Origin of the sequence: Pseudoalteromonas sp. CNC9-20, assembly GCF_022347875.1 — a bacterium.
GTDB classification, from domain to species: domain Bacteria; phylum Pseudomonadota; class Gammaproteobacteria; order Enterobacterales; family Alteromonadaceae; genus Pseudoalteromonas; species Pseudoalteromonas ruthenica.
This window is the reverse complement of record NZ_JAKRFS010000001.1, coordinates 437,099-450,658: the sequence shown is the minus strand read 5'-3', so window position 1 is coordinate 450,658 and position 13,560 is coordinate 437,099. Positions and strand designations below refer to the sequence as shown.

The following is a 13,560-nucleotide window of genomic DNA, read 5'->3' as shown; positions in this document are numbered from 1 at the left end:
AAGCCATAAAAAAACCGCCAGTTGGCGGTTTTTTTATGCGTATAACACTTACAGGATGTCGATAAGCTCGATATCGAAAATAAGTGTTGAATAAGGAGCAATAGCTGCACCTGCACCGCGCTCACCGTAAGCAAGGTCATGCGGCACATACAAGCGCCACTTTGAACCTGTAGGCATCATTTGTAACGCCTCGGTCCAACCTTTAATAACGCCACCTACTGGGAACTCTGCAGGTTCGCCGCGCTCGTAAGAGCTATCAAATACAGTACCGTTGATAAGTGCACCATGGTAATGGGTGCGAACGGTCGCATCAGCGCTAGGCTTGTCACCTTCGCCCTGTTCGATTACTTCGTACTGTAGACCCGATTCAGTCACTGTTACTTCTGCACGCTTAGCGTTGTCAGCTAGAAAAGCTTCGCCTTCTGCGGCCAATACTTTTGCTTCTTCTTCGCGGCGTTGCTGAATCTCAGCGTTAATTTTCTCAAACGCTGCCTGGATTTCAGGGATTTCTACTTGGAAGCTTTCACCGGTAAAGGCATCCTTCATTCCTTCAAACACGGAATTTACGTTCATTCCTTCGAAAGGGGTTGCTTTTAGTTGCTCACCCATTTGTAGGCCAATGCCGTAGCTTGCCTTTTCCGCGTCGGTATTAAATTTATCAGACATAAAGTTGTTCATCTTTTGTTTCTATAAATGCCAGCACAGGGTAACACACTGAAAAACGCACGTCAGTGCTGGCTAGAAAATCTAAGACGATGAGCGCTCATTTGCCGAACTATTGGCCACTTTTGCGCTGATCCAAGGCATTAACCAAACGAAAAGCAGCAAAGACACAATGCTAAATACCCATAGCCAATAAGGGAGCCCAACGAATAATGGCTGGATCATGACCCCAAATACAATGATGCCCAAACAGCTTATGATAAGTGCGCTTAAAATAGCCAAGGTGTTATCGTATTTTGTGATTAAATGGGCGGTAAGCAGGTTGAAACCGGCAATGGCAGTTAACGTCATAATCCAGTTTAGCTCGGCATCGTGAACGAGAGTTAACACCACATCCAAGCCCTGTGCATATAAAAATGCCACAATGCCCCAAGCAACAATACGCATTACATTATGCATGAGCGAGTAAATCCTAATAGGTTAATAGCCGCCATTATAACGGGAAGCAAAACGAAAAAAACCGCCAATGAGGCGGTTTTGGGAATGAGGTGGCGGAGAGATAGGGATTCGAACCCTAGATGGGCTATTAACCCATGCCGGTTTTCAAGACCGGTGCATTCAACCGCTCTGCCATCTCTCCGAATTGGCGCGCATATTAATGGCTTTTGTTGGCGCTGTAAAGCGTTTTAAATCAATTTAGTAATATTGCCGAGGGCGCTTGGCGATCAGCGCACAAATAACACAGCCTATAAGCGCCAACAGTGCAAAAATCACACTTTGGGTAATAAGTTCTGGCCGTTGATTCTTACTGGCAGGAACAATGAGCAAACATAAAGCCGGTAATGCACTGAAACACAAAATATAAGCGGAGACCTTAAGTGCTCGTAAAAAGCCAAAACGTTTAGTGTAAAGCATCCAAATGGCAATAAACACGACCACGGCCATGGCGCTTAAGGTAATGTAAAGAGGCGCTTTGGTTAGCATCGCCACATAGGTCGTTAATAACGCCCCAATGACCCCCCAGAATGTCCATAAGCCCCAGCGTTCTTTCTCTCTTAAAAATAGATTACCCATAGCAATACATCTTCTTCTTATTATTTATTAGGGTCTGCTCAAAACTTAGCCTAACAAAAATAATCATGATAAAAAACCGAGCATTTAGATTATTTTCCCGTTAATTTGGCGAAATTCGAAACACAATAACAAATAAAAGGTTAATGAAAGATGACTCATTTGTAGCTGCGGGCACAATATAATGCTCCTTGCCCGCACAGGGCATTTGACACTAACTTATTAAAATAGTTCACAGCGAGTCGGTAAAAAAATCAGCAACTTGGTGGCGACGCTTCTTAGGACAATCCACAGTGGGCGTTCCCAAGTAAAGGAAGCCGACAATTTCGTCGTCATCAGTGAGCTTTAAAGCCTGTTTAACTGTGGCTGATTTTGCAAATGCACCCGTTCGCCAAATACCCGATAAACCTTGGGCAAATGCCGCTTGTTGCATCGCAAATGTCGCGCAGCTAGCACTGGCCACTTGCTCGACCCACGGCACTTTATCGTGTTCAATGTACTTCATGATACAGACGATCACCATTGGAGCTCGCTCAGGCAATGACGCTGCTCGCTCAATCACTCGCTCGCCCATGTCTTCTTTTTGCGCCGCCTGTAAGAAAATATCACCTAGCTTTTCGCGCTGGCGCTCTTGTAAAACGACGAATTTCCAGGGCGCAAGGTGGCCATGATCTGGTACTCTCAATGCCGCTTGCTGAATAAGTTCAAGTTGTTGAGCATTAGGCCCGGGAAAAGAAAGCTGGCTATCAGATTGACGATTTAATAAAAGCTCTTTTGCATTCATGGCTATATATGAGAATGTGAATAATTAACAAAAGAGTACCATATTCAAGCGATGATAAAAATGGCCCAAACGGGCCATAGAATTGTAGCTACTGAGAATGAGTGGCTAGCACCTGTCGTTATTCACGAGGTGCTGGACGCAAGTAATAATCGAGGCTGACAAAACGACCACCACCATAGAAAAATAGCGCTAACAACATGGCAAAATAGATACTCGCAAACTCAATACCGTTATTAAGAATGACGATATTGCCGGTTTCATATAAATACTCAGGGCGGCCATTTTCGGCAATCAGCTGCTTCATAATATCGAGCCGCTGCTTAGCTTGTATGGAGTTCTCTAGACTCTGCTGCGCTCCTGGAACCCCTCCCCAATCAAGCACTTTTGCGGCACTGGTATCTGGGTTAGTTGGCGTAATTGCAAACCAGCCATTATGCCAATGCACGGTTGTAGCGGCCACGACCATGGTAAACATTAAAGGGATACTCACTAAGCGTGTAAACAAGCCAACAAAGATGAGCCATCCACCTAAAAACTCGGTCCACCCGGCTAAAAAAGCAAGTACCTCAGCAAATGGTAGGCCCAAGCCCCAGTCGCTATTGCCGAACCAAGCAATGACATTGGCATCGGCGAGTAATCGTTGCGACCACGCAAGGTCGCTATTAGCAAGGTTGAGTTTATTAAAGCCCGCAATGATCATCACAGGGGCAAGAATTAAGCGCATACACAACGATGGTAGTCCATCGAGAAAGCTGAGTTGTGATAGCAGGGAACGGTAAACACCGGTAACGGTGGTGAGCATAGGGCACCTTGGGTCTGAGTTAACTAATATTGATATAGCACACAGACCGCCGGGTGCCGGAAGTTATTTCATATTATTGACAGTAGTTAGCTTTTGCTTTGCTAGGCACTATTAAATTTCTCTCGCTACTAATAAGGCTTCTTTAATTGCCCGCTTAGCGTCAATTTCTGCGGCCAGCTTAGCACCACCTATCACATGGACTTGAGCACTATGTTGCTGATCAACTTGTTTAAATTGGGCATCATTGGCAGTTTGCCCAATGCAACCTATCACAGTATCAACATTCAGCACTTTCGCTTCGCCATTCACACGAATGTGTAACCCCTCGTTATCAAAGCGCTCGTACTGACATTCACCAATTTGCTCCACGTCGTGCATTTTTGCCACTTTACGGTGGATCCAACCCGTGGTTTTCCCTAACCCTTTACCGAAACGCCCTGCACTGCGCTTAAGCATATAAATCTTTCTATCGCTTTTATGCAGTTCAATGGGTTGCTCAATGCCCCACTGGGCTTTGAAATGCTCAACGCTTTGGTGATGTTGCTCGGTTAAAAACGCAACCATATCAAAGCCTATCCCACCTGCACCTAAAATAGCGATGCGGTCGGTGAGCGTCACGTCACCGCGAATAACCTCGTCATAACGATAGATGCGTTTACCATCGGCGCATTCAATATCCGCTTCACGAGGCGACACCCCACAGGCGAATACCACATCATCGTATTCGTTAAGCATGGCCGGCTCATATGCCGTATTGGTTTGCAAATCAACGCCTTGACGCACCACCTCTTCACTGAAGTATTTGAGTGCTAATTGAAAATCTTCTTTACCCGGGATACGCATAGCGAGATTGAACTGACCGCCTAAATCATTGGATTTTTCGATTAAGGTGACGTTATGACCACGTTGGCGTAAATAAATACTTGCTGCGAGTCCCGCAGGTCCAGCACCAACAACCAATACCTTTTTCGCTTTTGCGGCTTTTGTGATGGCGTAGTCAAGCTCGAATGCGGCCAGTGGGTTCACCAAGCAAGTGGCTCGTTGCCCTTTAAACACGTGATCCAGACAGCCTTGGTTACACCCTATGCAAATATTGATTTGTTCGCTGCGTTGTTGCGCATATTTATTAAAGAGCTCTGGGTCAGCAAGCAGTGGCCGAGCCATGGATATCATGTCGGCTTGACCTTGGTTTAAAATGCTATTGGCTATTTCCGGCGTGTTGATACGGTTGACGGCAATAACGGGCTTATCTGTTGCTTGTTTAAGGCGCTCTGAAGCTTCTCTAAAGGCCCCTGGCGGTACCATAGAAGCAATTGTTGGCACGCGCGCCTCGTGCCAGCCAATGCCGGTGTTGAAAATATCAACGCCCGCCGCATCCAGCGCTTTGGCCTGAGCAGTAACCTCTTCGGCTGTCGAACCATCAGGAATTAAATCCATCACCGACAGGCGAAATACAATCATAAAGTCATCACTGACAGCAGCGCGCACGGCTGAGACGATTTCCTTAGCTAAACGCATACGGTTTTCATTGCTACCGCCGTATTCGTCGGTGCGCTTATTGGTATGCGGTGCCATAAATTCGTTTATTAAATAGCCTTCCGAGCCCATGATTTCGACACCATCATAACCGGCTTTTTGCGCTAGCTTGGCGCTTTTGGCAAAGTCTTTAACGGTGCTTTTTATCATCCCCACCGACATAGCCTTCGGCGTGTAAGGCGAAATTGGCGCCTGAATAGCGCTCGGCGCGCAGCTAAATGGGTGGTAGGCATACCGTCCGGCGTGAAGCAGTTGCAAACAAATCTTGCCACCGTGTTTGTGCACGGCTTGGGTGTATTTTTTATGCTTTACTACATCAAATACACTGTTAAAGGAGGACGAAATAGGCGTAAGCTTTCCGCGAATATTTGGACTATAACCGCCGGTGACGATGAGGCCCACGCCTCCCTTCGCGCGTTCTTCGTAGAATGCAGCGAGGCGTTTGCGATTATGCCACCCCTCTTCTAAACCGGTGTGCATAGAGCCCATCACGAGCCGGTTTCTTAATTCTCCATGCATCAATTTTAGTGGTTGTTCTAGCATGGTGTTACCCCTTTACTATTATCTGGTCATACCTGTTTCAGGGTAGCGATCTTTGCCACATTGAGCAAGCACTAGCGATACAGTATTCGCCAATATAAACACTTCGTTACTTTTTTCTGTTTAAACTTTTCAACCCTTTAGGCTAATATGGGATTCTATCCCGTACGCCCCCAAAATGGATAAAGTAAGGATCTGATTTTGATTAAAAAAGCAGTAAAGGCCACTTGGCATGGAATTAACTTCTCGCGCCAACTTTTGGTCAACATTCTTTTTATAGTGCTTGTTATCGCTATTATAGCGTCTATTGCAAGCGATGAAGGCGAGATTATCGTCCCTGACGGTGCCGTGCTGACACTTAACCTAAATGGCTATTTAGTTGAGCAGAAACGCTATGTTGACCCTCTCGATGCAGTATTTGCTGGACCGTTTGGGGGTCAAGATGAGCCGGCTGAAATTTTAGTTGATGACGTTGTTGATGTGATCAATAACGCTGCTAAAGATGATCGTATCACCGCTATGCTGCTCGATTTACAGCAGATGGGTGGCGCGCACATTAATAAACTCAATGCTGTTGCCGATGCCATTGACGCTTTCAAAGCGCAGGGCAAACCGGTTATTGCTACTGGCTATTATTACACCCAAAGTCAATATTACTTGGCAGCGCATGCTGACGAAGTAAATTTACATCCTTATGGCGGCGTTTCAATCGATGGCTTTGGTGTCTACCCAGTGTATTTCAAAGAAGCACTCGATAAGCTTAAAGTGACGCAACACGTTTTCCGCGTCGGTACCTTTAAGTCTGCGGTTGAACCTTTGATTCGTAACGACATGTCCCCCGCTGCAAAAGAAGCGAATAAAGAGTGGTTGGGTGAATTGTGGCAGCAGTATAAAGATGAAATCACCGCACTACGTGGCTTCGATGCCAGCAACTTTGATGAAACCCTTGACGACTATTTACGTAAGCTTTCGCAAGTGGACGGGAACAGTGGTGAGTATGCACAGCGTTTTGGTTGGGTGGATGCACTTAAAAATAATCAACAAATTCGTCAACAGATGGTCGACCTAGTCGGTTACGACGACGAAGGTAAAAACTTTTTGCAAATTGGCTTTAACGACTACCTCGCATCGTTTAAATCGCCCATGCCATTCGAAAACCCAATCACGGAAAAAGTGGCGGTTATCGTTGCTAAAGGAACCATTGTTGATGGTGAGCGACGCGCTGGCGAAATCGGGGGAGACAGCACAGCAGCTCTCCTTCGTGAAGCCCGTGAAGATGACTTGGTTAAAGCCGTGGTATTACGCATTGATTCCGGTGGCGGCAGCATGTTTGCCTCAGAAGTTATTCGTCGCGAAGTCATCGCCCTTAAAGAAGCAGGCAAACCTGTGGTTGCCTCTATGGGCTCAGTAGCAGCTTCGGGCGGTTATTGGATTGCTTCTGCAGCCAATGAGATATGGGCCGCTCCAAGCACCATCACCGGCTCAATCGGCGTATTTGGCACAATCATGACATTTGAAGACAGTGCTGCCGAGTTGGGAGTATATTCTGATGGTGTGGGGACGACGGAACTGAAAGGCTCATCCATTCTGTTGGGTCTAAAAGATAAGATGGCACAAGCGATCCAAATGAGTGTTGAGAATGCCTACGAGCGCTTTTTGAATGTGGTTGCACAGTCTCGCAATATGAGCCCTGCTGAGGTGGATGATATCGCCCAAGGCCGAGTGTGGATTGCAACTCAAGCAAAAGAGCTCGGGCTAGTGGACAAACTTGGTGATAAGGACGCAGCCATCAGCGCTGCCGCTGAAATGGCCAGCCTCAAGCAGTATGACGTTAAACTCATTGAGCAACAGCTGACGCCGCGTGAGCAACTGTTAAATAGCTTATTGAGCTCGTCCATGGTTAGCACGCTAATTGATAAGCAAACCCCGGCAAACGCAAACCTTGGTGCGACCATGCAAGTCAACAGCTTACTAAAACAGGTTGAGCAGCAGGTTCAGAGTTTACAAAACTACAATGACCCTGATGGCATCTACGCTAAGTGCTTGGTATGTCGTGTTTCTAACTAGCGCTTAAAGCCTGGAATGATATACTAGCCCGATGAATTTCATCGGGCTTTTTTTATGAAACGTAAACGCATTTATATCGCTTATACAGGCGGTACCATAGGTATGAAAAAATCCAGCCAAGGCTATGTGCCAGCGGCGGGATTTTTAACCGAGACGGTGAAAAACAGTGCTGAATTTAATCGCGACGAGATGCCGCTGTTTGACATTGAAGAATACTGCCCGCTGATCGATTCTTCTGATATGTCACCGGCGCATTGGCAGATGATAGCCGACGATATTAAAGCCAAGTACCACGACTACGATGGTTTTGTGGTACTTCATGGCACCGATACCATGGCCTACACCGCGTCTGCCTTATCGTTTATGTTTGAAAACCTGACCAAACCAGTCATTATCACCGGCTCGCAAATTCCGTTGTCACAGCTGCGCTCAGATGGTCAAGTGAACCTCCTAAATGCGATGTATTTAGCAGCTAACTATCCCATTGCAGAAGTCAGTCTGTTTTTTAATAATCAGCTATTTAGAGGCAATCGCGCCACCAAAATCCACGCCGATGGGTTCAATGCGTTTGACTCTCCAAATTTGCCGCCGCTGGCAAAAGCAGGGATTAATATTCGGCTGCTAGAAGGCCAGCTAAGCCCCTATATCGACAACGATTTACAAGTATCGCGCATCACCCCTCAGGCTATTGCCGTGCTGCACTTGTACCCCGGGATCAGCGCCGATGTGGTCAGCTCTATTATTAATGACGATATTAAAGCGCTCATCTTACTGAGTTTTGGTGTCGGTAATGCGCCTCAAAACCACGAGTTTCTGGAGCTTTTAGCAAATGCGAACGAACGTGGCATTATCGTCGTAAACCTTACCCAGTGCTTACAAGGGCAAGTTAATATGGGCGGCTACGCTACGGGCAATGCACTGCTAAACGTCGGTGTGATCAGTGGCTATGATATGACCCTAGAAGCTTGCCTCAGTAAGTTACACTACTTGCTAAGCAAAAACGCAAGCCCGCAAAGTATTCGCCATTTAATGCAAGATAACTTGCGCGGAGAGTTGAGTCGCTAAGTGATATTTAGGCACAGCAGCGACTGTGCCTTTTATTGCGAGTGGTATCTATCTGCACGCATAGTTCACTAGCGCAATAAGATAAGCCGCAGCCTGTACCAACTCGCTTTGCACAGGCCCCATCACAGGGCGTGATTTACATCATAAACCACTTGGTCTGCTTTTATGGTTTGCTGAACCTGTAATTGCTCAAGTTGCGCCGGCTCAACGCGCAGCGGGTCTTTATCAAGGATAACGAAATCAGCTAACTTCCCTACCTCTAACGTCCCTTTATTTGGCTCTTCAAAGTACTGCCAAGCCGCCCACTCTGTCATAGATTTCAAACCGATATAAGGGCTCACTTGATGGTGCGCCCCCAACACTTTGCCAGAACGTGTCTTACGATTAACAGTTGTCGATAACACGCGTAATGGGTTAGGCTTTACCACAGGTGCATCATGATGTTGGGTAAAGCGCATGGCGTGCTTTTGCGCCCACCCTGTAGGAGAAATATTCTCAGCACGCTCCAGTCCTAATACTTCATCTCGGTGCCAATCTCCCCCAATAGAAGGTATGCATAGAGAAAAAAGACGGGATCACTGCTAGCTGTTTCATACGTTTAAGCTGATTTTCACGAACAGTTTGCGCGTGGATCATCACCGTCCTGCGACCTGCCTGCTCAAATCTTGTCGCTGCGCTTTCTATATCTCGCAATAAGGCGTCTGCTGCGGCGTCGCCATTGGTATGAACAATCAGTTGCCAGTTGTTGGCATAGGCCTGTGCAACGAGCTTAGAGCGAGCCTTATCATCGGCAATGGCTGGGTAGCCACGATACTCAGAGTTATGCCCTGCTGGCGGATGAAGATAAGGTTTACTGAGCCAGGCTGTTTTCCCTTGAGGCGAGCCATCAAAACTCAATTTGACGCCGGCTATTCGTGCCCCGCCTTGGTAATCTTTGCTAGCGCCTTGTTCAAGCATAAAATCATATTCCTGCTCAAGATCAGGGTAGATAGCCACATCAATCGGCAAAGACTGCTTTTGCGCCCGTGCTAACCAATACATACTAGTGCTTTTATCTGCACGACCTTCTTGAGCTGTGGTGTAACCATTGGCCATGTAAAGGGCAAGCCCTGCGCTCGCGATTTCATCTTGTAATTGCTTATCAATGGCCGAAAAAACACTAAACAAGGGCTGAAAAAGAGCCATTTCCTCAAGCACCCCATTCGCTTGATTAGAAAGTTCATCAATACGTATTACGCCGCCATCAATGTGTGGGGCCTGTGGTAAGTAACCCACCATTTCCAAGGCTTTGGTATTCATAACCCCCAAATGCCCGGACTGGTGCATAATCAAAATAGGTATTTCGCTGGAGACTGTGTCGAGCTCTGTGGCAGTTGGGTGCCGGCGCTGCGCCAGTTGTGAGTCGTCATACCCCATGCCAACGATCCAGCCGAGCTTTTTCGCTAACATAGGTTGACGCTGGTGCCATTGCGTTAAGGTGCTCAGCAACGCCTCAATAGAATTTACTTGGCCGTCAGGCCCTGGGAGTAAATCAGCACTCAACTGTGCTAAACCAGCATTGAAAAGGTGACTGTGGGCATCGATGAACCCAGGCAATAGCGCCTGCCCTTGTAAGTTCACTTGTTTAGTCTGCTCGCCAACATGATCATTTGCTTTATTAAGTTGACCGGTAAATAGGATCCGACCATCGTTAGAATCGGGCCGCCAAAGTATAGGGTATCGGCATTTGCGAGTTTATTTGCGGGTTGTTGAGGCTGAGTGCAGCCAATAATACCTACATTCAACAGTGCCTAACAGAGAATGCGTAACACTTTAAAGTACTCAAAAAAGAAACTTGGAATGTGTTTTTGGCATATACAATAAAGCCCTGTATAGACAGGGCTCTTTTGATTGAAAAAGCAGCTAATTAATTAGCGTACTTTAGCGTCAATATCGACCAGATCAGTTAGATGACATAACTCACCAGTGTGGGTTTTAATACCATGCTCACCAAAGTAGTCACGCTGCGCTTGCACTAGATGACCATTACTTGGAGTGCTTAGCGTTGCTAAGTAGTTTTGTGTTGCACACAGTACCGGGAATGCCAAACCAGTGGTCACGGCCGCACCAGTCACACTACGAAGCGCCTTCGCCTGCTCATCTAAGGTATCAATAAACTCAACACCCTGAGCAACTTGGTCTAGGTAATCTGCACGAATAATGCACCCTGCACGCCAAGTTTGCAGTGTTTTGTTTAAATCAACTTTCCATTGATGGTTTCGTGACGCGCCTTTGATCAGTGCCAAGCCTTGGCGGTAGCAAAGCAGGCTCGCTAAATGAAACGCTTGCTGCAACTGGTCAATATCAATATCGATACTGTCCGTTTGCTTTGCTGCATAGGTCATTTCTTTAGCCGCATGGGTATCACCGGTATTAGTTAAGTGACGTGCCTGCACCGCAGCAACAAGCGATGGCACAGCAATACCAAGCTCCAAGGCATTTTGTGCCGTCCATAAGCCGGTGCCCTTGGCGCCCACCTTGTTATCGATTAAATCGACCAGCGGTGTATCGTCCTTGGTTGCTAACTTGAGGATATGGCTAGAGATAGAGAGTAAATAGCTGTTGAGCTCGCCCTCGGCCCAGGTATCAAAAATCTCGGCAATTTGCTGTGGTGTTTTGCCAGCACCCAAGCGCAATAGCTGGTAAGTCTCGGCAATAAGCTGCATAAGGGCATACTCGATGCCATTGTGCACCATTTTCACAAAATGGCCACTGGCGGATTGGCCAACGCGGGCAAAGCATGAGTCGCCATTGTAACTGGCTGCTACTTTCTCAAACCAAGGTTCAATGCGCTCCCAGCCCCCTTCGGAGCCGCTCGCCATCATGGCCGGGCCATGGCGTGCGCCTTCTGCACCACCGGAAATCCCCATCGTGGCAAACTCAAATTTGTTTTGGAATTTCAACTTGCGGGCTATGCCGTCTTTATAATTACTATTACCGCAATCGATGATGATATCGTCTTTACTGACACCGGCATCGACCAAGTCGTGGCAGACTTTGTCAACCAACTCGCCTGCCGGTACCAACAAAAGGATAGAGCGCGGCGTTTCTAAACGACGCACCATGTCGTGAAGGTCTGAAACAATGTGCAAGCGCTCGGCCATTCCTTGTGATTTGGCGCAGCTTAACAATTCTTCCCCGGCATCGGGGTTGGTATCATAGGCTACTAGGGTGAGCCCTTTTTCGATTAAGTTCAGGGCGAGATTTTTGCCCATCACCCCAAGACCTACTAATGCAACTTGCATCCAGTTTCCTCCTCGGTAAAACGTACGACTGGGTAATTCAACGTAAATACGGCGGGCATTATAGGGCATACGATGCCCCATTCAATCCCTGGCGCTGAATTATATCAAATTAACGCAAGGTACATGGATAAAGTTTGCGGGTAAGCTTAATTGACTGAATCTGACACCGGTGTCATAATGCTGAAATCTTGTTAACGAATAATAGGAATTAGAGCTGGCGGAGCGTCCTTCCCTGCTCTAACATGCTATAAGCAATAATGCCTACAGGAGAAATGCATGCCAAGACGTACGAAAATTGTGGCCACCCTTGGCCCTGCCACGGACAGAGATAATAACTTAGAAAAAATCATCCGCGCTGGCGCCAATGTCGTGCGCTTAAACTTCTCTCATGGGGTGGCCAGTGACCACCAAGCGCGCGCCGAGGCCGTGCGTGAAATCGCTCAGCGCCTAGGCACTCATGTTGCCATCCTCGCAGACTTACAAGGGCCGAAAATCCGCGTAAGCACCTTTAAAGAAGGGAAAGTGAACCTCGCCCCTGGCGCCCCTTTTATCCTTGATGCAGCGCTTGCCCCAGGTGAGGGTGATGTTAATGGCGTGGGGATCGACTATAAAGAATTACCTCAAGACGTTAAAGCCGGCGACCTATTGTTACTTAACGACGGTTTAATCCAGCTGACCGTAGAGCGTGTTGAAGGACAAAAAGTACACTGCAGGGTGAAAGTCGGCGGCGTATTGTCTAACAACAAAGGCATTAATCGCCTCGGTGGTGGCCTGACTGCCCCTGCATTTACTGATAAAGATAAAGAAGATCTTATCACCGCGACTAAAATTGGCGTCGATTATATCGCCGTGTCTTTCCCCCGCTCTGGCGATGATATGCGCTATGTGCGTTCATTAGCAGAAAAGGCCGGTTCTGATGCTCAATTGCTAGCGAAAATCGAACGCGCAGAAGCGGTAGAAACGGTTGAAGCCATAGACGACATTATCCTCGCATCCGACGCAGTGATGGTCGCGCGCGGAGATTTAGGCGTTGAAATAGGCGATGCGGAATTAGTGGGTAAACAAAAAACCATTATCAGCCGAGCTCGTTCATTGAACCGTGTGGTGATCACCGCAACGCAAATGATGGAGTCAATGATTGATAACCCCATGCCCACGCGCGCTGAAGTCATGGACGTTGCTAACGCCGTGCTTGATGGCACCGATGCGGTCATGCTCTCTGCTGAAACAGCCGCAGGGGATTATCCTGAGCAAACGGTTGCCACCATGGCCCGTGTTTGCCTAGGTGCTGAGTCACAAAAAGAAACGCACATTTCTAAGCACCGCCTTGATAGCATGTTTGCCGATAATGCAGAAACCATCGCACTATCTGCCATGTATGCAGCTAACCACCTGGGTACAGTGAAAGCCATTGTCGCGCTCACTGAATCAGGCAACACCTCTAAGCTGATGTCACGCATCTCTTCGGGTCTGCCTATTTATTCACTTTCACGCCATGACAAAACACTGGGTCAGACCGCGCTGTATCGCGGCGTATATCCAGTGCGTTTTGACTCTACTAACTTCACCAAAGAATGTATTGTTAGTGAAGCAATGAATACCTTAGTAGAGCTTGGCGAATTGCAAAAAGGCGATACCGTGATCCTCACCCACGGTGACTTGATGGAAACCATCGGTGCCACAAATACCTTGAAAATTGTCACTGTAGGGTAAATAGTAGACATAAGTTTTCTATCTGAAGCAGCAAC

General features: G+C 47.4%; 12 protein-coding genes and 1 tRNA gene. 3 read left to right on the top strand and 10 right to left on the bottom strand.

The features are described from left to right. Positions 1–48: 48 nt before the first annotated feature. The 7 genes from MHM89_RS02030 to MHM89_RS02000 all read right to left on the bottom strand — a co-directional run bounded on the left by MHM89_RS02030 (position 49) and on the right by MHM89_RS02000 (position 5,399). A complete protein-coding gene (locus MHM89_RS02030; RefSeq protein WP_026111357.1) occupies positions 49–666 on the bottom strand; it encodes an FKBP-type peptidyl-prolyl cis-trans isomerase in 618 nt (205 codons plus the stop codon). 81 nt (positions 667–747) lie between these two features. Then, complete coding sequence (locus tag MHM89_RS02025) at positions 748–1,122, bottom strand: hypothetical protein (RefSeq protein WP_239407950.1); 375 nt, start codon at positions 1,120–1,122, stop codon at positions 748–750. 90 nt (positions 1,123–1,212) lie between these two features. Then, positions 1,213–1,303: transfer RNA gene (locus MHM89_RS02020), tRNA-Ser, on the bottom strand. Positions 1,304–1,359: 56 nt separating this feature from the next. Then, positions 1,360–1,737 carry a hypothetical protein gene (locus MHM89_RS02015; protein ID WP_138588110.1) on the bottom strand — a complete coding sequence of 126 codons (378 nt, stop codon included), beginning with the start codon at positions 1,735–1,737 and terminating at the stop codon, positions 1,360–1,362. 229 nt (positions 1,738–1,966) lie between these two features. Beyond that, positions 1,967–2,518, bottom strand: a complete 552-nt coding sequence (locus tag MHM89_RS02010) for an NAD(P)H nitroreductase (RefSeq protein ID WP_022946606.1) — start codon at positions 2,516–2,518, stop codon at positions 1,967–1,969. A gap of 118 nt (positions 2,519–2,636) precedes the next feature. Beyond that, the gene (locus tag MHM89_RS02005) at positions 2,637–3,320 is read right to left on the bottom strand and encodes a DoxX family protein (RefSeq protein ID WP_239407949.1); all 684 of its coding nucleotides are present in this window, start codon (positions 3,318–3,320) and stop codon (positions 2,637–2,639) included. Between the two features lie 111 nt (positions 3,321–3,431). After that, the gene (locus MHM89_RS02000; RefSeq protein ID WP_138588108.1) at positions 3,432–5,399 is read right to left on the bottom strand and encodes an NADPH-dependent 2,4-dienoyl-CoA reductase; all 1,968 of its coding nucleotides are present in this window, start codon (positions 5,397–5,399) and stop codon (positions 3,432–3,434) included. Positions 5,400–5,597: 198 nt separating this feature from the next. Here MHM89_RS02000 and sppA point away from each other — a divergent pair, with 198 nt between their 5' ends. Further along, positions 5,598–7,463 (top strand): signal peptide peptidase SppA, encoded by a 1,866-nt coding sequence (gene sppA, locus MHM89_RS01995; protein WP_151172713.1) that lies wholly within the window; start codon positions 5,598–5,600, stop codon positions 7,461–7,463. A 54-nt stretch (positions 7,464–7,517) separates the two neighbouring features. Then, positions 7,518–8,528, top strand: a complete 1,011-nt coding sequence (gene ansA / locus MHM89_RS01990) for an asparaginase (protein WP_022946602.1) — start codon at positions 7,518–7,520, stop codon at positions 8,526–8,528. Positions 8,529–8,650: 122 nt separating this feature from the next. Here ansA and MHM89_RS18785 read toward each other — a convergent pair whose 3' ends face one another. From MHM89_RS18785 to gndA, 3 genes are all read right to left on the bottom strand, one after another. Beyond that, positions 8,651–9,019: an amidohydrolase family protein gene (locus MHM89_RS18785; protein ID WP_343224213.1), complete on the bottom strand. Its 369-nt coding sequence runs from the start codon at positions 9,017–9,019 to the stop codon at positions 8,651–8,653. A 28-nt stretch (positions 9,020–9,047) separates the two neighbouring features. Beyond that, on the bottom strand, positions 9,048–10,148 hold the full coding sequence (locus MHM89_RS01985; RefSeq protein ID WP_343224210.1) for an amidohydrolase family protein: 1,101 nt from the start codon (positions 10,146–10,148) through the stop codon (positions 9,048–9,050). A 290-nt stretch (positions 10,149–10,438) separates the two neighbouring features. After that, positions 10,439–11,812: an NADP-dependent phosphogluconate dehydrogenase gene (gene gndA / locus MHM89_RS01980; RefSeq protein WP_239408094.1), complete on the bottom strand. Its 1,374-nt coding sequence runs from the start codon at positions 11,810–11,812 to the stop codon at positions 10,439–10,441. A 276-nt stretch (positions 11,813–12,088) separates the two neighbouring features. Between gndA and pyk the strand changes: the two genes are divergently transcribed. Continuing rightward, the gene (gene pyk, locus MHM89_RS01975; protein ID WP_239407948.1) at positions 12,089–13,525 is read left to right on the top strand and encodes a pyruvate kinase; all 1,437 of its coding nucleotides are present in this window, start codon (positions 12,089–12,091) and stop codon (positions 13,523–13,525) included. Positions 13,526–13,560 lie beyond the last annotated feature (35 nt).